Consider the following 23,511-nt stretch of genomic DNA (forward strand, 5'->3'; position numbering starts at 1 on the left):
ATCGGCTTCTTCCACCTTAAACACCGATCCAAGGATTCCGGGTTACTGATTCCCGTACAACAACGCTAAACACATGCTCTCCCCTTGGGAGAAGGGTTGGGGATGAGGGCAAGATCTGTAGCCTTTACTAATTGATTTGGTATTACAACAGATCCACCAACCCCGCATGAAAGGTTGTGTACCTGAAGGCGATGCTTGAAAAGGTTTGCCCTGTAGAGACGCACGGCCGCGTGTCTTTAGGCGATTTCCGGCAAAGATTTTACCCTTCGACTCCGCTCAGGGTGCAAGCTGGCTGAGCGGAGTCGTTGGCGTAGCCTGCCGTAGGGCATAGCCAGCGGGTAGTTTGTTTACTAGAAATCTCCTAACCGTTCTTAGCTAGAGTTAAAATAGATGTACTACCGCATCATGGACAGCGTTTCAGAAAACGTTTGCGGTACGACCTACTCATGAACGGGTCATTGAGGTTCGTGCGATAGCAGACTGAAGGTTTTAACCCGTCGCAAGCTTGAATGAGGTGAGCCATGCCATCGGTCATAGTTTCTTCAACCGCAGCACGCTTTCGTCAAAACATTATCACTGCCAACGTTCAACTGACTGCAGACGAGCCCTTAGAGTCAGGCGGTGATGGGGCCGGGCTTGCTCCCTTTGAGTTTATTCTGGCAGGCTTGGGGGCATGTACAGCCATGACGGTCAAAATGTATGCTGAGCGGAAAGGCTGGCCACTGACCCATGTTGTGGTCGAGCTGATGCACCAAAAGGTTAACGATCGTCATCAGCTGCTGGCCCAATTGCATCTAAAAGGAGACCTGACCCAAGACCAACAACAGCGGCTGCTAGAAATTGCTGACCGATGTCCAGTGCATAGACTACTCACCTCTGAGATCGAAATTCAAACGTCGCTTGTCTAAGCGTAAAGGCGATCGGCCAGTCTTTTCTGGGTGGTTTTTCTGCCTGCCCTTCTCTAGCCGGATGAGATACGGGTAAGCGGCTTACTTAGGAATGAGAATTTAATCAAACCGACCATTTTGTAGGGGCTTGGCATTCGGGTAAAAGCGCTTACCGTAGCCGAAGACAACCCTGCCGAAGGCTAAGCCCTTACCGTGAGGATGACCGATGTTCTTTAATCCACGCTCCTTAGAGTCAAGCGGTTACCATCAGGAGCTATAAGCCAAAAATTTCTGCGAGGGTATGATGCAACAGTTCCTTGCGGCATCGACAGGTGGTGAAATGACCTGGATGGCACCGCCCAACGCGTCACAGGACGACCCACTGATCTTGTGGTTAAAGCCGCGATCGTCCTTACGCTGGCAGCCTTATACTCAGTTTCCATCGCTGATGCAACCGGATGCAGCGGCGGATGCAACGCGCTCTCAAGGGCTGGCAACGATGCATTTTCTGAAAGCGCGTGGCTGGCGTATGGTTGCCCCGCCGTTGTAACAGATGCCAAGGACTGAGGGTTTTCCAGGTAGTGCATTGGCACGTTCAAAATACCTGAAATCCCACCTGGGCTTAATTTTTCCTAAAGCTGGTGACAAGACTCGAACTTGCGACCGGCTGATTACAAATCAGCTGCTCTACCAACTGAGCTACACCAGCAAACTATCAGTAAACAATAGTATCAAATTTCGTTGCGCCTTGTCGCTAGCCATCAGCGTCAAATTAATTTTTGCCAGCGTTATCCCTTGCTAAGGGCTTGTTAAAAAATAACTGCATACTTTTGGATCAGCTATCAGCTATCAGCTATCAGCTATCAGCTATCAGCTATCAGCGGTCAGCTTTTCTCCAATGGCTGACCGCTGACGGCTGACCGCTACAGTCCATGACGTTATTTCTTTACAGCCCCTGAGGATCGTGGATCTGAATAAAACCGACAAATTGTCTACTGTAGGGGCGCACGATCGCGCGCCCCTACAGGGAAGTGATTAAATTCTTGCTCCTCAGTAACTGGACGTAATTAAACTAAAGATGCTCTCTGAGCGTTCTACGCCCCAACCCTTTCCGACCCATTAATGATGACTGGTTACTGAACGGTTAGCTATCGCTCAACACGAAGGAGGTTTTCCAGCAAAAATTTACCGTTGGGGAGGGGCCGGTTTTGCCAGAGTCTTACCCTCTAGCCCTGCACCTTGTGCTCAAACCTGCCTCTATGGGTCTTTTGTTTGCTAGAAAACTCTTCAGAACTCAGAACTATTGTCTAAACGGTGTTGTGAGGATGATAAGCTAGCAAATGCAATCAAGACGCTAGGAAGAAGTTTAAATGACCGGGTCAACCCAGGTTCCCTACTTGTTACGCGCTGCTCGTGGCGAAACGTTAGACCGCCCTCCCGTATGGATGATGCGGCAAGCGGGACGCTATATGAAAGCCTATCGGGACCTGCGAGAGAAATATCCGTCGTTTCGCGATCGCTCAGAGATTCCTGAAGTCGCGATCGAGATTTCGTTACAACCCTGGAAAGCCTTTCGCCCAGATGGCGTCATTTTATTTTCGGACATTGTGACTCCCCTACCGGGTCTCGGCATCGATATGGATATTGCCGAAGGGAAGGGGCCGATCATTGCCGATCCAATTCGTACAGAAGCGCAAATCAACGCGCTGCGTCCTCTAGAGCCTGAAGCCTCTTTACCCTTTATCAAGCCGATTTTGCAAGCACTGCGGGCAGAAGTCGGCAACCAGTCAACGGTTCTAGGCTTCGTCGGCGCACCGTGGACGCTAGCGGCGTATGCCGTTGAAGGGAAGGGGTCAAAAACCTATTCCATCATTAAGCACATGGCGTTCTCCAATCCAGTCGTGCTACACCAACTGCTGTCAAAGTTGGCCGATGCGATCGCGGTCTATGCGCGGTATCAGATTGACTGTGGCGCTCAAGTCGTGCAGATGTTTGATTCCTGGGCTGGTCACTTAAGCCCGCAAGACTACGACACGTTTGCCTTGCCTTATCAACAGCAAGTTTTTCGTCAAATTAAAGCCACACACCCCGATACGCCTCTGATTTTGCTGGTGAGTGAGAGTGCAGGCCTGCTAGAGCGGATGGCGCAGTCTGGCGCTGACATTCTGACGATCGACTGGACAGTGGACATGGCGGATGCACGGGCTAGACTGGGCAAAGACATTATTGTCCAAGGAAACCTTGATCCGGGTGTCTTGTTTGGTTCTAAAGAGTTCATTCGCGATCGCATTCTCGATACAATCCGTAAAGCTGGCAACCGAAAGCACATACTGAATCTAGGGCATGGTATTCTACCGAACACGCCTGAAGAAAATGCCGCCTTTTTCTTTGAAATCGGCAAGCAGGCTGATCAGTTGTTAGCCGTTCATGCTTAACCCCGATGACGTCCAAGCGGATTTTTGTAACTGGCGCGAGTGGCTGTATTGGTCACTATGTTGTTGAAGCTCTCATTCAAGAAACCAACCACGAGCTTTTTTTGCTGGTTCGAAATCCAGACAAGTTAAAGTTTGACTACCATGCTCGTCCTGGTATCACCATCTTGCAGGCAGACATGCGCCAGATCGAGCAATTCAGCGACTTGCTGAAAACGATCGACTGCGCCATTCTAATTGCGACGGCGTGGGGTGGACCGCAAGAAGTTTACGATGTGAATGTCGTTAAAACGCTCCGCCTTTTGAGCTTGCTGGATCCAAACGTTTGCCAGCAGGCGATTTATTTTGCTACAGCTAGCATTCTAGATCGCAACAACGAGCCCCTGAAAGAAGCAGAGACGATTGGGACCGACTATATCCGCTCCAAATATGCCTGTTTTCAGCAACTGGGTAAGCTCAAGCTAGCGCCCCGCATTACCACGCTGTTTCCCACGCTGCTGCTGGGTGGTGGCCCAGATAAACCAGAATCGCACATTTCTTCGGGTATCGTGCAGGTTGCCAATTGGGCGTGGCTGTTGCGCTTCCTTAAAACGGATGGCAGTTTTCATTTCATACACGGAAAGGATGTGGCTCAGATCGTACGCCATTTAATTGATCATCCTCCAGCAGACGGTGAACGACGCCAGCTGGTCTTGGGCAATCAAATGGTGACGGTGAATCAGGCGATCGAAGAAACCTGTTTTTACCTCAATAAACGCATTTACTTTCGCATCCCTCTCACACCAGGAATTGCCAACCTGCTCATTGCAATCTTCCGCATCAAAATGGCCGCCTGGGATCGCTTTTCGATGAACTACCGTCACTTCACGCATCGCTATGTGGTCAGCCCAGAAACCTTCGGCTTGCCAACGTATTGTGCGACGTTTACGGATGTTCTCAAGCTCAGCGGTGTCGGGAGACGGCGTTAGTCGAGAACGGTCAGCGGTGACAGCGTGTTTAGCAGTCAGCTTTTTCTCAGGACTGATGCTGATTGCAAGCGTTAACTCAAACGTGAATGGACTCGTTCCCAGACGTGTGACGAGGCTACTCTTTCTCTTGGCATAAGCGCCGAGTTTGGGAATAGAACTTTCGCTAGAGGACAGTTGGGTTTGCAGTTTGTACATTCAGTCATGGGTGTTAAAGCACCTTATGCGATCGCGGGCACGATACCTGCCAAAGTATTGGTCGGCAAAGCAGTGCTGGCGATCGCGGTTCACTGAATGCTTACTGGAGTATGACGATGAAGACATTTATGGACACACTTAAATCACTGCGGCTGAGTCGGATGGTCGTAGTGTTTCTGGCTGGCGTTTTGGTTCTGTTCAGCACTGCCTGCAACCGTGCCGATACGGTAGCCGATCGAGTGCCTGGTAATGGGGGGCCGAACACACCTGGGCAATCACAGCCGTACAGAGGTGGTATGAATAACTTTAATGATGAGTCGTCTAGTCGCTTGAACAACGAAGCGGCAGTAAAAGCCAAAGCCCTGAAAGACAAGGTTGAGGGACGGATTAACCGGAAAGGGATTGATAGCGCTGATGACCTGGCTGACAATGTGCGCAATGCTAACCCTGGCAAGCAAACACAGCGCTTTGGTAACGATGTACGTCAGCAGGCTGCGGATGTGAAGGATAACCTGCAAACCTTTGGCGATCGTGGTGTCAAAAATGTGAAGCGCAATGCAGACAATGCGTTGGATAATGCTGCTGCTGCCACGAAAAATAACGTGAACGCTGCCAAGCGGGCGCTGGACAAGGCTGCTTAATCACTTCTGCAATACAGCCATAGACAGATGGGTTAGGACGGGGTGCAGTGGTGGAACCCCTGGCTGGGGGCAACGCCCCCACCCCCCCTTTGATCCCCATGTCCTAAACGTTGTGACGATCGCTATATGATTGGCGGTCGCTATGAGCGAGAGCCGGGGATCATTTACGATTCTCCGGCTCTTTTAGCGTGGAAGGGAGCGCGTCAAAGAGCCGTTTATGTTGGTCGATCGCCCCTCTCCAAATGTCGCTGTAGGCGTTTGAGGGTTTGGTACATTTCTGGCAAACGGCTGTAAATCGCAGACGACTTGAGGTAGATTTTGTGATCGACGGCAGGATAGCCAGACACAATTTGCCCTGGCTCTACAGTGCCATGCACGCCTGTTTTAGAGGTCGCAATCGCGCCAGCACCAATTTTGGCATTATTTGCAGCGCCCACCTGACCTGCCAGAATGGCACGATCGCCCACTTCAACTCCGCCTGCTAGACCCACCTGAGCGGCAATCGCACAGCCTTTCCCAATCTGGCAGCCATGACCAATGTGTACCAGGTTATCCAGCTTGGTGTTGCGCCCAATCCGCGTGTCACCGACAGCTGGCCGATCGACGGTAGAGTTGCAACCCACCTCAACCCCATCTTCTAAAACGACAGAGCCAGACTGCTCCATTTTGTACCAGCCGTCACGGGTTGGTACAAAGCCAAACCCTTCGGAACCAATGACGGCTCCAGCGTGAACTACGCAATCGGCGCCAATTTGAGTGCGTTCGTGGATGACGCAGTTAGCATGGAGGATAGTGCGATCGCCAATCTGCGCACCTGGATACACCACCACATTGGGATGGATGCAGACTTGATCGCCCAGGACAACGCCCGCTTGCAGAACGACGTGTGCTCCAAGAGAGACGTCTTGTCCCAACTGTACAGAAGGATCAATGACGGCGCTGGGATGGATTGATGGCGCTGGGCGAAACGGCTGGTAGAACAGGGCGATCGCCTGAGCGAACATCAGACGCGGTTCAGGCGCTTCGATCCAGGCAATGCCTCGCTCGCTCGCCTCGGACTGGAGCGCCGTATCCTTGGGCAAAATCAGAGCACTCGCAGCGGTTGTTTTAACCTGTGAAGCAAATTTTGCGCCTTCAATATAGCTGAGGTTGCCTGTGCCAGCGACCTCTACAGCTGTCACAGCCGTTAGCTCAACATCCACACCAACGGTCGCGTTAAGTGACTGACCGTTGACGGTACTGAGTTTTTCTACCAATTCACTAAATTTCATCGTTCCCCCGATCGTCTCTGCTCACCACCGCTCCCTACCGTACCAAAAATGCGGCGCACTCTACATGGGGTGTCTGAGGAAAGAAATCAGCTGGCTGCACTCGCGCCAAACGGTAGTGGCTGTTTTGGCAAAGCCGTTTCAGATCACGCGCCAGGGTTGCTGGATTACAGCTGATGTAAACGATCCGATCAGGATCTAATTGAGATAGCGCTTCGATGACGTTTGCGTCACAGCCACGACGAGGTGGGTCTAGCAGCACGATATCGGGCTTTACCTCCAGGGTTGGCAGCAGGGTTTCGACCGCTCCGGTGAGAAACGTGACATTCTCCAGATGATTCAGGCTAGCGCTAAGGATTGCTTGCTCAACCGCTTCGGGTTGCATTTCAATCCCGATCGCCTGCCGAACCCGCGAAGCCAGAGGCAGAGTGAACGTCCCAATGCCACAGTAGGCATCTAGCAAGGTTTCGTGCCCTTGCAGCTGTAGCTCGTCTGTGATGACCTCCAGCAAGCGTTCTGCCTGCTCAGTGTGCACCTGAAAAAAGGTGTCTGGGCGCAGTTGAAACGTGAAGCCCGCGAACACTTCTTGCAGGTAAGGTAAACCAGCGATGCAAACCGTTTCGTGCCCAAAGATAGCATTGGTGCGATCGGGGTTCACATTTAACGAAACGCCGACGAGATCGGGATAGCGGGTTAACCAGGCCTCTGCCTGCTCCTCCAGCCCTGGCAAGTTTTTATCCTTCACTACCAGCGTGAGCAGCATCTCGCCTGTACGACGGCCAATGCGGAGCGCCAGATGGCGCACTTTGCCCCGATGCAGCTTTTCGTCATAAATGCCCCAGCCCCGCTCGTACAGGTCTTGCTTGACCTCTGCCAGCAGGGGATTGAGCCGCACATCCTGAATCGGGCACTGGTTCAGGTTGACGATTTGGTGACTGCCCTTCTGGTAATAGCCAGCTTGAATTTGCCCCGTTTGCGATCGTGCCAGTGGATAGGTTGCCTTATTGCGGTAGCCCAGATCCGCATCAGCCGCCAGAATGGGGTCAACGGGCGGTTCGTGAAACCCGCCAATACGCTGCAAGGCTTGAATGACTTGATTATGCTTGGCTTCTAGCTGGTAGGCATAGTCCACATGCTGCCACTGACAGCCCCCGCACTTGTCTGCCACAATGCAACGGGCACGCATGCGATGTACCGACGGTTCCAGTAACTCTAGCAGTTTGCCGTGGGCATACTGGGGTTTAACGCGCAGCAAGCGAATTTGGACGCGATCGCCCGTGACAGTATCGGGCACAAAAACAACGCGATCGTTCGAGCGACCAACGCCATCGCCGCTATCGCTCAGGTCTGTAATCGTGACGTCAATGACCTGCCCCTGCTGCCAGCGGTTTTCCGCTGGTGCAGTCATGTTCTCTTCAGACGGCAATGGAGTGATAGACACCGAAACCTCAGGATAAAAGAATGCTGACTCATCGCTTGACTCAAAAGACCGCAAGTCTGCCCCTTGAATGAAGCACATTAACACCACCTCGGGTGGAAGCGGTAAAAGCGATATGTTTTTGGGGACACTGCGATCAACGGGTGGTGTTTGAAAGCGGTTATTTCTTTTGTAAACCAGTCTGGCCAAAGCAGCGCTGACAGGCCTGCCCAACAATTGTCAACTAGTTGCCACTTCTCGGACATGTAGATGACACCTTCGACTCAATACGATCAAGCTAAAGGCTCGGCCTCCCCAAAGCGCTGTCCATTTCCATCCTATCAACCAACTCTCGGAACGATGAAGGTCAAGCCTAAAACGATACTTCTGGCAGGTGCCTTTTTTTTAGCAGCTGTAGCAGGTGCAGGCTATTGGTATGTCTTTATCGCTGGCGCACCCCAACTGGACGCACCTCACGCAGAAAAAAAAACGGGGCTTCGCCTTCAGGTTGAAACCTTTACCAGTGAAGCGATGGGTGGCGATCGCGAATATGGGGTAGTGCTACCGCCAGACTATGCTCAGAACCCTAAAAAGCGGTATCCGGTCATCGTCTTATTACACGGTGGGCACGGTACAGCAAGAGATTATGAAGACAAAGCTGCATTAACCTCAGTGTTGCATGATCTTTATCAGCAGAGAAAATTGCCACCCACTATTGTCATCACACCCGATGGTAATGACCAGCGAGGCACCAGCCCGTTGTGGGACCCCGATTACTTCGATGGCCCTAATGGTCAGGTGGCAACGCTGATTGGCTCAGAGCTAGTACAGGAGGTGAAGTCGCGCTATCGCACCCTAAACCAACCGCAGTTTTGGGCGATCGGAGGGTTGTCGTCTGGCGGTTGGGGTGCGTTTAACATTGGTTTGCGCTACCTTGACCAGTTTCACATCTTGTTTAGCCATACCGGCTACTTCATCAGCAAAACAGGTGCAGAAAACAGCCCTGAAGTCTTTGTAGAGGACATTCCAATCAATCTTCGCAAGCAACTGCGCCTTTACCTTGATGCTGGTGAAAGCGATGAAAAATTTCTGGAGGCCACTGAACAGTTTCATCAAACCCTCGATCGCCTCGAAATCCCGAATGAATTTCATGTCTATCCCGGTGGCCACGGTATTGCAGGGCAAAATGTTGGCTGGAACTACTGGCATAAGCACCTGGCAAATTCCCTCAGCTTTGTTGGCAAGCAGTTTGCGATCGCCGCTAAAGCCCAACGCCCAAAGCACAAGCCTTTGAGCAGTGGTCAGTAAGAAGTAAGGTGGTGGGCTAAACTCAAAACTCTCTAGCGTAGCGGCGCAACTCAAAATTCAAAACTCTCTAGCTTGTCGGCGCAAAGCGCTATTCAAAATTCAAAATTCAAAACTCCTCATCCCCTTCCCTTTTCATCCCTTTTATGAAGCGTCTGAAGACTTATCCAACCCCGCTCAGCTATGGCAACAGCAAGCTAAGGCGAAGAACACAGATTGCGCTGTGGATTGTGGCGATTCTGACCGGTCTAGTTGGTCTAGTGAACCTAGTATCGGCTGTGACGCCTAGCCTGCCAGAACGCAGAGCCTTACTCGAACTTGTCTTTCCATTTACCGTGCGGGCAGGTGGACGGATTGCGGCTGCCTCTGCAGGCTTTTTGCTGCTCATGCTGTCCAGGCAGTTGTTACGACGCAAGCGAGTGGCCTGGATGCTAACGGTCGGCATACTCATTTTGTCGATCGCGAGCAACCTGCTTAAGGGTCTGGACTATGAAGAGAGCTTGTTGGCCGGTGTTTTGTTGATCCAACTGCTGTTAATGCGGCATGTTTTCACGGCGCGATCCGATCGACCATCGATCGCGCAAGGCATTCGGTCACTGCTGGGCGCTTTAATCTTTACGCTGGCTTATGGCACTGCAGGCTTCTACATTCTGGACAGCTACTTCCAAATCAATGGGCGGCCGATTAACTTCAGCTTGACGCAGTCCATTTTGCAAACGCTGGCCATGTTTTTTACCAGCGATAATGCAGGGTTAGCGCCGACCAACCGTTATGCTGACTTTTTTGCGAATTCAATCTATGCGGTTGGGTTCATTACGCTGACGTTTGCCTTTTTTATGCTCATGCGCCCAGTGTTACTGCGGGGTGACCCGGCCAATCCAGCCGAACGCTATCGCGCCCGCATAATCATCGACCAGCATGGACGGTCTTCTCTGGCACGCCTGGCACTACTCAAAGATAAAGCTTATTTTTTCAGCCCTTCTGGTCACAGCGTGGTGGCCTATGTCGCCAAGGGCCGAGCCGCGATCGCGCTGGGTGATCCGATTGGCCCGCTCAATGAGCGCCAGGAAACGGTAATGGCGTTCAGGCTCTTTTGCGATCGCAACGATTGGTTCCCGGTCTTTTACGAAGCCGCCCCCGATCAACTGTCACTTTACGAAACCCTGGGCTTTCGGTGCGTCCAAATTGGCGAAGAAGCTGTCATTGATCTCAAGACCTTCAACCTGAAAGGAAAAGCGAATCAGAATCTGAGAACAGCCCTCAACCGCCTGACAAAAACAGGTCACAGTCTCCAGGTGTTTGAACCGCCGATTAGTGACGAACTGATTCAGCGCCTTAAGCCTGTCAGTGACGAGTGGCTGCAGATGAAGAACGGTGCCGAAAAGCGGTTCTCGATCGGCTGGTTTGACCCCGCTTACCTGAAGGAATGCTACCTTGCCGTTGTCTACGATGTTCACGGTGGCATCATTGCCTTCTCCAATCTGCTGACTGGCTATAACCGTCAAGAAGTCACCGTTGACCTCATGCGACACCGTCAAGACGTCGAGAAAGGCACAATGGAATTTCTCTTTGCCAGCGTCATTCAGCACTTTCAGAAAATAGGCTACGATAGCTTCAACTTCAGCCTTTCACCTCTAGCTGGTGTGGGCGAAACGCCCGAAGCGAAACGGGTAGAGAAGGGCTTGCATTACTTTTTTGAACACCTCAATCAGTTCTACAACTTCAAAGGGCTACACCAGTTCAAAGAAAAGTTTCAGCCGCATTGGGAACCTCGCTATCTTATCTATCCCAGTCTGACGACGTTACCCGATATTGCAGTGGGCCTGGTGAGGGCTGATTCGGGCGATCGGCTGCTCGATTACTTCAAACCTGGCACCTGACCAAGATCATCCGTTAGCCGTCTCTGGGGACATTACACATAATGTCTCAGAGACGAAAACTTTCTTATTCCATCGTTTCAACCATCGCCTGAACACCCTGGCTGCTGAGTGTTTGCATCAACTGATCGGCTTTGGTGCGATCGCCAAACGCACCCACTTGCATTAAGCTGCGCCCCTTGATGGAGGTGCGGAAGGCATTGGGAAAGGTCGTGCGTAGTTGCGCTTGCTGGCTATCATCCGCTTCGACTACTACGCGATAGCGCAAGCCCAATGCGACACGATCGGCAGCGAACGCTCTGCTAGCAGCAGTCTGCTGCGCGCGGTAGACGTTGGGCGTACTACCGACAACGCCAATGGGTGCATCCGGGTTGGGTACCGGCAATAACCCCGCACTCGTCAATGTCTGAGGTTGAGCGCTTCTAGCCATTGAGGGCATGATCACCACCGATCGCCGCGGCGTGGGAGCCGATCGCGCTTCCGGTGCGGGGACAGAAATCGCGACCGAGCCTGTTCGCAGAGGCGCACTGGGCTTCAGTATGGGTAACGGTAAGCGGTTGAGACTGGCTGTATAGGCGACGGCAATCGGGGTCCTGGCTGGCTGTGAGACGGGACGTGGCCTCGCCAGTGACGTCAAGCGAGCCGTGGGCAACGCAGTGCTTTCCGAAGCTCTTTGCGGCGGTTTGGATGGCGCAAGGACAACCCTCATGGCCTGAACAGTGCGTAGCGATGGAGACTGGGGTTTGCTCCCGGAAAGGGCTGCTGGCACTGGAAATGCAGGCTCTGATGCGGTACTAGCAGGTGAGGCAACGGCGACTAACGTCACGATCGGGCGACTGGGCGACGCGGCTGGTTGAGCGACTGGCACAGGAAAGGATGCGGCTGAGATCTCGCTGCCTGATGGCTCGCTGGTTGCTGTAGTAGACGGACGTTGCAACACTGAAGGTACGGCTGCCTGTGCTTGTGCTCCAGTTGACCGATCGCTGATTAACTGCTGCCCAAAGGGAATCGTGTCTGCAGTCGCCTGTTTGGTGGTAACCATCGATGGTGTACCTGACGTTAACTTCTGAATTGGTCTGGCTGCACTCTTGCCGTTAGCAGGCGTTGCTGGATCGGGGCTGACGGGCGATCGTGGTGCGGCAGACAGTGACCAGGGCATTGGTGAACCGGATGGGGCAGACGACTCGATGTTTGTGCCAGCTAAATCCAGCGTGCCGCTTGTTTTGCTCAAATCATTACCAAAGGCAGGAATGGTCTGACGCGCCCCTTTGGCGTTTACATCAAACTGACCATTGTTGCTAAACGAGTTGCCACCGGGTGCTGCTGCTGTTCCCAGGTTGGGGCGCGACTGGGCGATCGCCACCAGCCCATCCCGTGTGTTGCCGTCCACCGAATTGTCTCGCAGGATGGGCTGAGCGTTTGCTTGCACCACAATGCCATCTTTATTCTGGGTAATGCGGTTGCCAATGAGTAGCGGTGCCGCCTTCTGGTTCACATTAATCGCAAACCCCGTCTGCTCAAAAATGTTCTCCCGTACTTCTGCTTGCGAGGTGCCATAGATCGTGATGCCATTCGCCCCGTTCTGATAGAAATAGTTGTTGCGAATCAGCGGCGAACCATTGCCCGTCACCGAGATCCCATCATGCCCACTTTCTGTAAAGGTGCTATCCAAAACGGCGGGACTGGTGGATTCAATCCAGACGCCATAGCCTTGAGAATCAGGGTTTTTGACTGTTACTCCAGCGAGAATGGCACGATCGGCACCCACGATCGCCACCTTCTGCCGCGCAAAGGTGGGGCTGAGAAAGAAGCCGCTGCCCTGAATCACGATGCCCTGACCGCGAGTCTCGGTATCACCTTGCAATGTGACTTCAGGTTTCAAACGCAGTGGAAAGGTTTCGCCCGTTTCCTGGCTATACGTTCCGGGTGACAACCGAATGATAGCGCCTGCTTGAGCCACCTGAAGCGCCTGCGTGATCGTTTTGAAGGGTGCACGATCGCTCCCGTCGGCGGCAGCATCATTTCCCTTTGTGGGATCAACCAGCAGGTTGGTTTGTGTTGCACGGTTCGTCGGTGCCGATGCCGTAGCGATCGGTGGGGCAAGGTCAGCCGTAGAAAATACTTGCGCCGAGGCTGGAGACTGCCTGTGATCGAGCATTGTCAGGACTGCACACCCAGCAATCGTAACGATCAGGCGGCGAGCTCCTCGCTGGGTGGGCCAATGCTTAGTAATCGAGTAGTGCATTTTGAAAGCAGCAACGAGAGGAACGATCGCTCAATACAGAGCTAAAACACAATTGGCTTCGTGCCATATACAGCGATTCAAAGCAAGTAAAAATCAGCCCAAATGTACGATTGCCATTGAGCTTCAAGGGGAAACACGATGAACTCTGGTCAACTTTACTCCATACCTTCAACTTTGAAACACATAGTTTTGTTTAAAGATCTCCGGCTGCTCAAATAATGAAGTTGGGATCTGTGAGAAGAGTCTTAAACGTTGGCTTCCATCCCATAACCCGATAGCCTAGACAGAGCAATCGATCGGTATATTTTATGGGCAACACAGATGGTCAGGCTCGGTTTGTGCAGCTTGCACTTTGCCGTATTTTGGATGCCAATTTAGACCGTGCCCGTGAAGGCTTGAGAACGATCGAAGAGTGGTGTCGGTTTGGGTTAGACAATGCTTCGCTGACCGATGAATGTAAGCATTTGCGGCAGGAACTAGCGCACTGGCATACGCCTGCTTTACGCGCGGCGAGAGATACGCCAGGGGATGCAGGAACCGCTTTGACCCATCCCGACGAGGCACAGCGATCGAGCGTTCAGGCGGTGCTGCAAGCCAACTTGTGTCGCGTCGAAGAGGCACTGCGAGTTTTGGAAGAATACGGCAAGGTCTATGACCCAGAGATGGGAGGCGCGTTTAAACAAATGCGCTATCGGGTATATGTGTTGGAGAGCAAGCTAACCGCCAACCAGCGACAGCAACGGCTAGAGCGATCGCGCCTTTACCTGGTCACGGCTCCTACCGAAACCCTCTTTGCAACAGTTGAAGCGGCACTTCAGGGAGGACTTAAATTGGTGCAATATCGTGACAAAACCGCTGACGATGAAGTGCGCCTCAGCAACGCCCAGAAACTCTGTCAGCTCTGCCGCCGCTATGATGCCCTGTTTATTGTCAACGATCGCGTCGATCTGGCGATCGCCGTTGATGCCGATGGCGTCCATCTGGGACAGCAGGATCTGCCGATCGCGCTTGCACGTCAACTGCTCGGCGCCCAACGCTTGATTGGACGTTCTACCCATTGCCCCGACGACCTCCATCGCGCCATCCAGGAAGGAGCCGACTATATTGGCGTGGGACCGGTCTACGAAACGCCGACCAAAGCGGGTAGACCTGCTGCTGGCTTCGACTACGTGCGTTATGCCGCTGCCCATGCCACGGTACCCTGGTTTGCGATCGGTGGCATTGATACCAACAATCTGCACGAAGTCCGTGCCGCGAAGGTCGATCGGGTGGCGATCGTCCGTGCCATCATGCATGCCGAACAGCCGATGGTGACGACGCAGTATTTTCTTGCACAGCTTGGGAATGGGAGGAGTGAGGAGTGAGGAGTAGCGCTTTGCGCCGCTACGCTAGAGAGTTTTGAATTGCTTCCTCCGCCTCCCCTGCCTCCTATGCCTCCTAAAAAATCACAGCCACCCCAAAAACGTTTGCAGCAGTAGCCAAAGGTTGAGGCTGCCGATAATAACGGCAACTGACCAGGCAAGCACCTTCAGCCACGGGGGATTCACAAATTCGCCCATGAGGCGACGATCGCTGGTAAACATCACCAGTGGTACGACTGCAAACGACAGCTGCAAGCTCAAGACGACCTGACTCAGCACTAGCAGGTTGCCAGTGCTATGTTCGCCAAAAAACACGATCGCAATCAGTGCGGGCACGATCGCCAACAAACGCGTAGCAATTCGGCGTAACCATGCGGGCAGGCTGAGATGGAGAAACCCTTCCATCACAATTTGTCCTGCCAGGGTTGCGGTGAGCGTCGAGCTTTGACCAGAGGCAAGGAGCGCCAACCCAAAAATAGCGCTGGCAGCACTTACACCCAACAATGGTGACAGCAGTTTGTACGCATCTTGAATTTCGGCAACTTCTCGATAGCCAGCGGTGTGAAAGGTGGCCGCAGCAACGATCAAAATCGCAGAGTTGATAAATAGTGCCAGCGTCAGCGCTACGGTTGAATCGATCGTGCCAAAGAGAATCGCCTCTCGCCGTTTTTCAGGCGTCGGCTCCCAGGCACGAGTTTGCACAATGGCTGAGTGCAGATATAAATTGTGTGGCATTACCGTTGCGCCCAAAATGCCGATCGCAATGTAAAGCATCTCTGGGTTACGCAAAATCTCGTGATTCGGTAGAAAGCCTTGCACAATGCTGGCTGCATCGGGTCGTGAAAACAGAATTTCGGCAGCAAAGCAAGCGCCAATCGTTGCCACCAACATGATGACGAGCGCTTCAACGTAACGAAAGCCTTTACTTTGCAGGAAAAGTAACCCCAGCACGTCTAGAGCTGTCACAGCAACACCCCAGATCAGCGGTAGCCCAAACAAAAGCTGTAGCGCGATCGCACTGCCCAGCAGCTCCGCGAGATCACAGGCGGCGATCGCGATTTCGCACAGCACCCACAGCACAAAGCTGATCTGAGGGCTAAACGTATCGCGGCACATCTGCGCCAGATCTTTTCCGGTTGCCACGCCTAGCCGCACACACAGCGATTGCAGCAGGACTGCCATTAAGTTGGAAAGCAAAATGACGCTGAGTAACGTGTAGCCAAATTTGGAGCCACCCGCGATGTCAGTCGCCCAATTGCCGGGGTCCATATAGCCGACCGACACTAGATAGCCTGGGCCAGCATAGGCCAGCATCTTGCGCCAAAACCCTTTGACTGTTGGGATCGGAATACTGCGGTGAACTTCTGGCAGGCTCGGTAGACGTTTGGCTGTAGGCGGTACTTTGTCGTCAGAAAATGACATTGCGTAGATTTCATAATCTTTTCACAATTCATTTTATCATTCCTGTCTGCTCTGTCTTCAACCTTTCGACATAATCGAAGCCGCAGGTGAGATCGCTATAGCCATACTGGTTAGGACGGGGTGCAGGGGTTTCATCCCTGTCTGGGGGCACGCCCCCTTTGATCCCAATGTCCTCAGCCTGGTTGACCAACAAAACTCCTGCAATCCCTGCAAACTCTTGGGTTGGATTACGCTAACACTAACCCAATCAATTAAAGCCAGCGTTGGTTTTTACGCTGTTCAATCCAAGCTACAAAAAAGATCTGTCAGTCAACCAGATCCTAAGGTCTTGTTAAAAAATAACTGCATACGTTTGGATTAGCGATCAGCGATCAGCGATCAGCTTTTCTCTAATGGCTGACCGCTGACGGCTGACCGCTACAGTTCATGACATTATTCCTTTACAGCCCCTAAGCGTTGTGGCAACAGCCATAGCAGAGAAAAGCTACCGAGTGTTTCAAGCAGAAAACCACGGTAGCCTGTACGTTTTGGAGTCACTGGAACACGATAGTTATAGCAATCACGTTCCAGAGCACCGCTTTGATCAAGTTCAAAGACAGCACCATGCTGGTTCTAACCCTCTCTAGCTCCCCAGGCCAGCAGTTTGGTGGATCTTTACCGTTTGATTACGGATCTGTGAGCCTGAGTCAAGGATATAACCGATCAGCGCTGTTATTGAGCGATGCTATGGAGCGCTAGTCCTGCGATTAATTTGCAACGTTGGAGTCGCGATCGCACGCGGCAAACTGCAGCCTCTCTGAGACGCTGTCTTCTACTCAAATAAACCGGATCGGGGCTTGTTAAACTCAGGCAGACCGTGTAAAGGTAAATGCAGCTTTAGCGATCGTCGTCAATCCTAAAGCACGTCGTACTCTATTTGTTCTCATTGGCACGCTAATGGCTGAGCCGTTAATCGAACTCAAGGGAGTGTCCAAAGCCTTTGGCAGTCGCGTTGTTTTAGATCGCATTGATTTAACGCTCTATCGGGGTGATGCGCTTGGCATTATTGGGCCATCTGGTACGGGAAAATCAACGATTTTGCGGATTATTGCTGGGTTGGATGTGCCCGATGAAGGGGAAATTTTTGTTCAAGGTCGTCAACGGTTGGGGTCGATCGACGATGTCCCCGATTCGATCGGCATTGGTCTAGTGTTTCAGCAATCTGCCTTGTTTGACTCACTTACCGTTGAGGAAAATGTTGGTTTCTATCTCTTACGGCATTCCAAGCTTTCCCGACAGCGCATTCGAGCTTTAGTGAATGAGAAGCTGGAGATGGTCGGTCTAGCGGATATTGGCGATCGCTACCCCGCTCAGCTTTCAGGTGGTATGCGAAAGCGGGTCAGCTTTGCTCGTGCCATTATTGCAGATCCTGATAATCCTAAAGACCGACCAGAAGTGCTGCTCTACGATGAACCTACTGCTGGCTTAGACCCGATCGCGTCGACCGTCTTAGAAGATGTGATCAGACAGCTCCAGTGCGTTAATGTCGGTTGTAGCAGTTACGCCATTGTGACCCACCAGGAAAGCACCGTGCGCCGTGCCGTTGACCGTCTTGTCTTTCTCTATGAGGGCAAAATTCAGTGGGAAGGCTCCGCTCAAGAGGTGCAAACCACCGATCATCCGATGATTCGACAATTTGCCAGCGGTAGTACAGAAGGCCCGATTCATGCAACAGGTTGATGCTATGAGGGGTGTTCTGCCAAAGCTTTTTGAGGAACTGAAAAGCCGTCCGAAAACCTAAAATTCTTTCTCAGCTATCAATTTAAACTTGACGGACTAGTCGTGTGAGGAGAGTATATGCAGAATTTTACAGGCAGCAGGCGGCTTTCGCGATCGCTCCGAGAAAGCTCTCTGGGACTCTTTGTGCTGGTTGCGATCGCGCTGTTTGTCCTGCTGATCGTTTGGCTGCGTGGCTTCAGCCCCGGAAAACGTAGCTACAACGCCTTTGTCGAATTCGATAATGCAGGCGGCATCAAGCAGGGCACGCCTGTTGCCTATCGAGGCATTAAAGTTGGTGAAGTGGTTGGCGTGAAACCCCAGCCTAGAGGCGTTGTCCTCAAGGTGAAGATCTCGCCCTCCGATCTCTTGATCCCCAGCAGTGCAGTGATTGAAGCAAATCAATCGGGGTTAATTGGGGAACCGTCGATCGATATTTCGCCACTCCAAGATCTTCCGGCTGGTGAGATTGCCCAGCCACTCGATCGCAACTGTAATCCCAGCATCATTATTTGCAATGGTTCTCGGCTGCAAGGCCAGGCGCGGCTCAACGTCAACGAGCTGATTCGGGCGGTGCTCCGCATTGCCAATCTCGTCAGCGACCCGGAATTTACTGCCAACGTAAACTCGGTGGCGAAAAATGCGTCCAATGCAGCGGCGGGTATCGCGAAGCTGAGCCGCGAGGTCTCGAAACCGCTCAAAACGGTTGGCCCGACGCTCGATGAATTTCGGTTGACGGCGCGCCAATTGGGCCTAACAGCGCAAGAAGCCAACCGACTCCTTGCCACCAATCGGAGTTCGCTCACGACGACGCTCACGAATGTCAGTGAAGCAAGTGGTGAACTCAAAGGCGCTATCGCCAGCCTGTCACCCGTCCTGAACCAGGTCAAGCGCACTGAAATTATCCGCAATCTGGAAACCCTGTCTGCTAATGCCGCCGCTGCCTCTGCGAATCTACGCACCTTCTCGAAGGACTTTGGCAATCCTAATAGCGTACTCCTGCTACAGCAAACGCTGGATTCTGCCCGTGCCACCTTTCAGAACACTCAGAAAATCACGTCGGATCTGGATGAACTCACAGGTGATCCCAGCTTCCGCGTCAATCTCCGCAAGTTGATCAATGGTTTAAGCAAGCTGGTCTCTTCTACCCAACAACTCGAACAGCAAGCAGAAATTGCGCGCCTTCTTGCCCCAATGAGCACGATCGATGTACCGACTAGCGAGTCCTCTGCGACCAATAACGCGCCTATGCCAGCATCGGTTGCGCCACCACCGACTGCCTCAACGCCATCGACTGCTGAGGTGCCACGCTAGAAAAAGATGCAGCACGTGAAAAGCAAGATGACTGTAACGCAAACAAGCTCTGTCGGGCTGATGGCGATCGCTGCCCTCACCGTCATACTCGCAAGCTGTGATGGTTCCTCTTCAGACTTTCCGCCAACCGCCAGACCGACTGCTAGCGTCACGGTCTCTAGCCCCTGGCAATCGGCTCAATTAGTCCGCACTATGACCAAAGCGGACGAACCCATCCGCCAGATCGCCATGAGCCCAGACGGGCAGACGATCGCCAGCGGTAGTGTGGAGGGCAACGCTGACCTATGGGACTTTAAAACGGGGAAACAGCTGCGCGACTTTAGCGTTCGCTCCAGAGTGGAATCGATCGCGTTCAGCCCGGATGGGCAAACCCTGGCGACCGGAGGCGATGATGGCAAAGCCAGGCTATGGCAAGTCAGCACAGGGCAGTTTATGCGATCGTTTCCCAGGTATCCGTTTCCCGTACAGACGATCGCCTTCAGCCCCGATGGCACCACCCTTGCCACCAGCAGTTGGAAAAAAACAGTCGAACTATGGGATGTTGCCACTGGAAAATTGCGCCGTACTTTCACAGGGCATAGCGATACCGTCAATGCGATCGTCTTTGACCACAACGGTAAGACCCTTGCCAGCGGTGGCTACGATGGCACTATTCGCCTCTGGAAAACCGCGACAGGAGAGTCTATTCATACCTTCGTCGCCTCTAAACGCCCCATCTACACGCTTGCTTTCAGCCCCGATGGGCAGACTCTTGTGAGTGGTAGCGATGACACGATCAGAGTCTGGGATTTGACCACAGCCCAATTAAAAACCACCTTGCTCGGTCACACGGATGTCATTACAGCGGTGGCGATCGCGCCGGATGGACGCACGATTGTCAGTGGCAGTCGCGATAAAACGATCAAACTATGGGATGCAGGCACCGGAGCTTTAATCAAAACGCTCTCTGTCGATCCAACGCTTGCAGTCGTCTTTAGCCCCGATGGACGCGCGATCGCCAGCACTGGCAACGACGGCAAAATCAAGGTGTGGCAAGCAAGCAAGTGAAGCACGCGTTGCTAGAATCACAGCATCAGCGTTGCAAAATTTGGGAGATTCGATTGAATGACTGAGATTGAATAGGATATTCAACGTAAAGGACGTGCATGGAGTGATGATGAAACCTTACAGCGACTTGATCTGATCCCTGCCAGAATCGAGATTGGGTGGAGGCAAAATGTTTATGTTGCAGCAGGAAGGACTGACAATGCTGGCTTTATTGCTTGAGAACGTTGGCATTGATAAAGCTATTAAAGTAGGAAATCCTGAAGTTTGGCATGAGGCGATCGCCAACTATCAAAATTAAGCTAAACATAAGACAGCTTCTGTTGACATACACACTCGCCACTCAACACATATTACGTTTCTATAACCAAGTAGTGTTGGGTTTTCTGTGTTCACTCAAACCTGCAAATATCGACTCAGTTTCCCGCTCAATCACCATAATGGCTTCTTGCTCGGATAACAAAAATTACTTTATCTGCTTCTAACATTTCGTAAACAATACGATCAGTTCGATTTAGCCGATAAGAATATAATCCTCGTAATTCTCCTTTCAGAGCTTTCCCAGCATAGGGATTCACAGCCAAAATTTGCTGCGTAATTTGCTGAAGCTTCTCTTTTTGCTTCGGTGTTAGCAGCGCAATATCTTTCTGAGCTTGCTTAGAAAAGAGAACCTGAAACGATTCCATGTGTTCAACCGAATATCTGATCGGCTGTCAAAACCTCGCCTCGGCTGTATTCTTGCCGTGCTTGTTGAATATCGGTTAGCAAGGTCGGATTTTTAAGTAATTCAATCGTTTCAATCAGGGCTTCAAGCTCTTCTTGGTTAATTAGCACAAAGCTTTTGTTAGCTTGTACGATCGCCACACCTTCAGGATCATGACTGGCACGATCGAGAATTTCGTCAAAGTTATTCTGAGCGTAATCACTGGTAACTTGATACATAAACACTTCCCAACGTTCTCAATCACTTGCTACAGACAACCCAAAACATACTGTGTAATCCTTTCAGCGATCGCAGTGCATTAAGGCTGTTATCCATTGTCATCGTTAACACATTTTCGCTTAAACCAAAGATCAGCAGCATTGGAAATGAAAGCCTGAGCCTCACTCAAAGACATTGGATTTGCAGGAGGTTCACCCTGTGCAATCGCGTGTCTTGAGTCATTCCCGAATCCTTTGGATGGTTGACTGAGCCTCTGAATCTCTTCCAAGCATTCTTAGAAGCCAAACTGTGTAACTTCCTTCCAAGGTCATCCTCGATTAATTCATAGATTTTGTACATCCGCTCCGTATTTAGATCCTGTTGCAAATAGCGATAGACTTCGAGGGCACGCTCATCCCGCAAAGCTGGTAAGACGCGAAATGAAACAAGCGTTAGCTTATTCTGGTATTCACGCTCTAATTGCTCCACTTCCAATCTAAGCCTCTCTTCTTCTGAAATCTCTGGAGTGATTGTCCATCCTCCACCGTTAACAGACAATCTCAATACGGGTGGTGAGCCAGAGCGAAACACGGTGCCGCTCCGAGAGCCGTCTTCTTTTTGCTCATACACGTTGCCCAGCTTGAAACTTAAGTCTGCGCCAACCCCAGAACTTATCTCAGATATAACGTCACGAATCTCGCTAGCTCGCATCCAAATTTCAGAACATGTCGCTAGTGATTCAAAATCATCACTAATTAGGTAGGTTCTATTCTCTTCTAAAACCAGCCCGACGGGTTTCTTAGACAGTAGGTCAGTTAAAAAGCGCTTGTCTATGATGTCAGTAATCTCAACTAACCATCTCATCTAAGATCCTCTCGTAATGCCTAACAACTGACTGAAGGGTTGATAAACGTTTTAGTGCGTTTGATTGAGACGTATGGGTTGAGATCGCTAAGGCTTGGCGAAATCAGCTGGATTTTGATCTCGTCGATGCTTGATGGGAATGGGTGGCCCTTGACGATCGCCTGCTAGAGCAGCCGTTGTCTCCAACGCTTCCCGTAATCGTTTGGCGGCGTAAATTGACATATCGCGAGGCACGCTAATGCGATCGCGCAAATAGCGTAGTGCCACATCCGATTCTGGCGGCGGTGGACATGCTTGATGCGTCATGAGGTTGGTGAGCGCGCAACGCAAGGCAGTATCCACTAATGCGTCATCAGCGGGGTTGACGCGAATGAGATTGTCACGGTGCTTGATGACTCGAGCGAGTGCCTCCGCACGAGAGGTTTCCGGTTCTGGATAGGTTACATCGGGTAGACCTTCCCAGGGGCCGCGATCGACTCGTGCCTTATTGATTTCCATCTGCGGTTCCCCGTTTTCCCAGCAGCCCCCCATTTGTGGCGGCAAGTCATGCACATGGGTATGGAAGTCGCTCTGCGTGCCTCGATAGGTGAAACGGCTTTCCATCGCTGCAAACCAGTCGGCGAAGCGAGGATTTGCTTCACGTAGGGAGTAACCCTTGTAGTAGTAGAGACTGGCGTTCATGCGCTCGACATACGGTGTGAAGATGACATCGACCGTGCCAAAGTTTTCCAGGAAATAAGGGCCCGGCGTCGCGCTCAAAGCGGCTTCGACCTTAGCCACGATGCCTATAAACTGGTCGCGGTTGCGCTGCTCTTGCTGCGTTGAACTGGATGGATAACACAACCAGGCGCACCAGGCTCTAAAAAGCAAACGCTCTAAGTATCGTAAGGGAAGCACTTTGGGGTCTTTCATGCCCAACCCTAAAGCCCCAAAAACCTGTTCCAGGGCAACCAAAATATCATCGCTTTCGGTGATGAGGCGACCGTTTAGCTCAACGGTAGGCAGCATTCCCGATGGCACTTTGCGCTTGTACCAGCTCTCTTTTTCCCCGTAACAGAACATGGTGACTTTTTCGATGCGGTAGGGAATTTGTTTTTCCTCCAGCCACAGCCAAATTTTCTGGCAGTAAGGGCACCAGGCATGGTGGTCACGGTAAAGCGTCACGCGCACGTCGGCTTCAGTTTGACCAAAAAGGCGCAACCGAGTTTGAGCGTTGGTAATTCCATTGATGGGATCGACCTTAAAGTCTGTGAGGGCTTCGAGTTCTGACCAGCTTAAAGGGGCGATCGTGGTGGCTGTGGATGTCATTGTGAGTTTAAAGCGATCTGTTTGAAACGGCTCGCGGCGTCAGCGGCATTGTCTGCTGTCAGTCGTCCAACCGAGCGAATGCGATTGAGTGCCACTCCTAGCTTAAGGCAAGGACGTTTCTGTGTGGGAGAGTCGAGGGGTAGTAAAGCAATAAGCTCAATGCCAAATTGAGTCGCGATCGCGGCAGATGTCTGTAGAAGCGGGTTTTGCCCTTGTATCTTGAGGGTGGAGAGATAGACCGATTGCCCTTAGATGCTTGACATCGTGCAGAAGCTAGGGTCATCTC

The 23,511-nt window shown here is 52.0% G+C and carries 20 protein-coding genes and 1 tRNA gene; 12 read left to right on the plus strand and 9 right to left on the minus strand.

The window, feature by feature from the left end; genetic code table 11:
• Positions 1–521: 521 nt before the first annotated feature.
• Positions 522–908: an OsmC family protein gene (locus tag C7B82_RS09180; protein WP_106255998.1), complete on the plus strand. Its 387-nt coding sequence runs from the start codon at positions 522–524 to the stop codon at positions 906–908.
• 283 nt (positions 909–1,191) lie between these two features.
• The gene (locus C7B82_RS09185; protein ID WP_146141106.1) at positions 1,192–1,437 is read left to right on the plus strand and encodes a hypothetical protein; all 246 of its coding nucleotides are present in this window, start codon (positions 1,192–1,194) and stop codon (positions 1,435–1,437) included.
• Positions 1,438–1,523: 86 nt separating this feature from the next.
• Here C7B82_RS09185 and C7B82_RS09190 read toward each other — a convergent pair.
• Positions 1,524–1,596, minus strand: a tRNA-Thr gene (locus tag C7B82_RS09190).
• Positions 1,597–2,257: 661 nt separating this feature from the next.
• On the opposite strand from C7B82_RS09190, the gene hemE reads away from it, so the two are divergent.
• The 3 genes from hemE (at position 2,258) to C7B82_RS09205 (ending at position 5,123) form a co-directional block, all read left to right on the plus strand.
• Positions 2,258–3,322: a uroporphyrinogen decarboxylase gene (gene hemE / locus C7B82_RS09195; RefSeq protein ID WP_106256000.1), complete on the plus strand. Its 1,065-nt coding sequence runs from the start codon at positions 2,258–2,260 to the stop codon at positions 3,320–3,322.
• Positions 3,323–3,327: 5 nt separating this feature from the next.
• The gene (locus C7B82_RS09200) at positions 3,328–4,287 is read left to right on the plus strand and encodes an NAD-dependent epimerase/dehydratase family protein (RefSeq protein WP_106256001.1); all 960 of its coding nucleotides are present in this window, start codon (positions 3,328–3,330) and stop codon (positions 4,285–4,287) included.
• Between the two features lie 311 nt (positions 4,288–4,598).
• Positions 4,599–5,123 carry a DUF6658 family protein gene (locus C7B82_RS09205; RefSeq protein ID WP_146141107.1) on the plus strand — a complete coding sequence of 175 codons (525 nt, stop codon included), beginning with the start codon at positions 4,599–4,601 and terminating at the stop codon, positions 5,121–5,123.
• A 215-nt stretch (positions 5,124–5,338) separates the two neighbouring features.
• Here C7B82_RS09205 and lpxD read toward each other — a convergent pair whose 3' ends face one another.
• Positions 5,339–6,394, minus strand: coding sequence for a UDP-3-O-(3-hydroxymyristoyl)glucosamine N-acyltransferase (lpxD, locus tag C7B82_RS09210; protein WP_106256003.1), 1,056 nt, complete (start codon positions 6,392–6,394; stop codon positions 5,339–5,341).
• Between the two features lie 34 nt (positions 6,395–6,428).
• Positions 6,429–7,910, minus strand: coding sequence for a 23S rRNA (uracil(1939)-C(5))-methyltransferase RlmD (rlmD, locus tag C7B82_RS09215; protein ID WP_339375159.1), 1,482 nt, complete (start codon positions 7,908–7,910; stop codon positions 6,429–6,431).
• A 258-nt stretch (positions 7,911–8,168) separates the two neighbouring features.
• Between rlmD and C7B82_RS09220 the strand changes: the two genes are divergently transcribed.
• On the plus strand, positions 8,169–9,116 hold the full coding sequence (locus C7B82_RS09220; protein ID WP_106256005.1) for an alpha/beta hydrolase: 948 nt from the start codon (positions 8,169–8,171) through the stop codon (positions 9,114–9,116).
• 143 nt (positions 9,117–9,259) lie between these two features.
• Positions 9,260–10,993 carry a phosphatidylglycerol lysyltransferase domain-containing protein gene (locus C7B82_RS09225; RefSeq protein WP_106256006.1) on the plus strand — a complete coding sequence of 578 codons (1,734 nt, stop codon included), beginning with the start codon at positions 9,260–9,262 and terminating at the stop codon, positions 10,991–10,993.
• 64 nt (positions 10,994–11,057) lie between these two features.
• On the opposite strand, the gene C7B82_RS09230 is transcribed toward C7B82_RS09225, so the two are convergent.
• The gene (locus C7B82_RS09230; protein WP_219904193.1) at positions 11,058–13,148 is read right to left on the minus strand and encodes a DUF1565 domain-containing protein; all 2,091 of its coding nucleotides are present in this window, start codon (positions 13,146–13,148) and stop codon (positions 11,058–11,060) included.
• A gap of 395 nt (positions 13,149–13,543) precedes the next feature.
• On the opposite strand from C7B82_RS09230, the gene C7B82_RS09235 reads away from it, so the two are divergent.
• Complete coding sequence (locus tag C7B82_RS09235) at positions 13,544–14,599, plus strand: thiamine phosphate synthase (RefSeq protein ID WP_106256008.1); 1,056 nt, start codon at positions 13,544–13,546, stop codon at positions 14,597–14,599.
• Positions 14,600–14,680: 81 nt separating this feature from the next.
• On the opposite strand, the gene C7B82_RS09240 is transcribed toward C7B82_RS09235, so the two are convergent.
• On the minus strand, positions 14,681–16,018 hold the full coding sequence (locus C7B82_RS09240) for an Nramp family divalent metal transporter (RefSeq protein ID WP_106256009.1): 1,338 nt from the start codon (positions 16,016–16,018) through the stop codon (positions 14,681–14,683).
• A 936-nt stretch (positions 16,019–16,954) separates the two neighbouring features.
• Between C7B82_RS09240 and C7B82_RS09245 the strand changes: the two genes are divergently transcribed.
• The 4 genes from C7B82_RS09245 (at position 16,955) to C7B82_RS34205 (ending at position 20,432) form a co-directional block, all read left to right on the plus strand.
• Complete coding sequence (locus C7B82_RS09245; protein WP_106256010.1) at positions 16,955–17,737, plus strand: ABC transporter ATP-binding protein; 783 nt, start codon at positions 16,955–16,957, stop codon at positions 17,735–17,737.
• A gap of 117 nt (positions 17,738–17,854) precedes the next feature.
• On the plus strand, positions 17,855–19,087 hold the full coding sequence (locus C7B82_RS09250) for an MlaD family protein (RefSeq protein WP_106256011.1): 1,233 nt from the start codon (positions 17,855–17,857) through the stop codon (positions 19,085–19,087).
• A 27-nt stretch (positions 19,088–19,114) separates the two neighbouring features.
• Entirely contained in the window at positions 19,115–20,134 is a 1,020-nt protein-coding gene (locus tag C7B82_RS09255) for a WD40 repeat domain-containing protein (protein ID WP_181357418.1), read from the plus strand.
• A gap of 169 nt (positions 20,135–20,303) precedes the next feature.
• On the plus strand, positions 20,304–20,432 hold the full coding sequence (locus C7B82_RS34205; protein WP_281258946.1) for a hypothetical protein: 129 nt from the start codon (positions 20,304–20,306) through the stop codon (positions 20,430–20,432).
• Positions 20,433–20,559: 127 nt separating this feature from the next.
• Here the strand turns inward: C7B82_RS34205 and C7B82_RS09260 are convergent, their stop codons facing one another.
• The 4 genes from C7B82_RS09260 to C7B82_RS09275 form a co-directional block, all read right to left on the minus strand.
• A complete protein-coding gene (locus C7B82_RS09260; protein WP_106256013.1) occupies positions 20,560–20,817 on the minus strand; it encodes a type II toxin-antitoxin system mRNA interferase toxin, RelE/StbE family in 258 nt (85 codons plus the stop codon).
• A 4-nt stretch (positions 20,818–20,821) separates the two neighbouring features.
• The gene (locus C7B82_RS09265; protein WP_106256014.1) at positions 20,822–21,073 is read right to left on the minus strand and encodes a type II toxin-antitoxin system Phd/YefM family antitoxin; all 252 of its coding nucleotides are present in this window, start codon (positions 21,071–21,073) and stop codon (positions 20,822–20,824) included.
• Positions 21,074–21,239: 166 nt separating this feature from the next.
• On the minus strand, positions 21,240–21,917 hold the full coding sequence (locus C7B82_RS09270) for a hypothetical protein (RefSeq protein ID WP_106256015.1): 678 nt from the start codon (positions 21,915–21,917) through the stop codon (positions 21,240–21,242).
• 87 nt (positions 21,918–22,004) lie between these two features.
• Positions 22,005–23,225 (minus strand): glutathione S-transferase family protein, encoded by a 1,221-nt coding sequence (locus C7B82_RS09275; protein WP_106256016.1) that lies wholly within the window; start codon positions 23,223–23,225, stop codon positions 22,005–22,007.
• Between the last annotated feature and the right edge of the window lie 286 nt (positions 23,226–23,511).

It is taken from the genome of Stenomitos frigidus ULC18, assembly GCF_003003795.1.
GTDB lineage: Bacteria > Cyanobacteriota > Cyanobacteriia > Leptolyngbyales > Leptolyngbyaceae > Stenomitos > Stenomitos frigidus_A.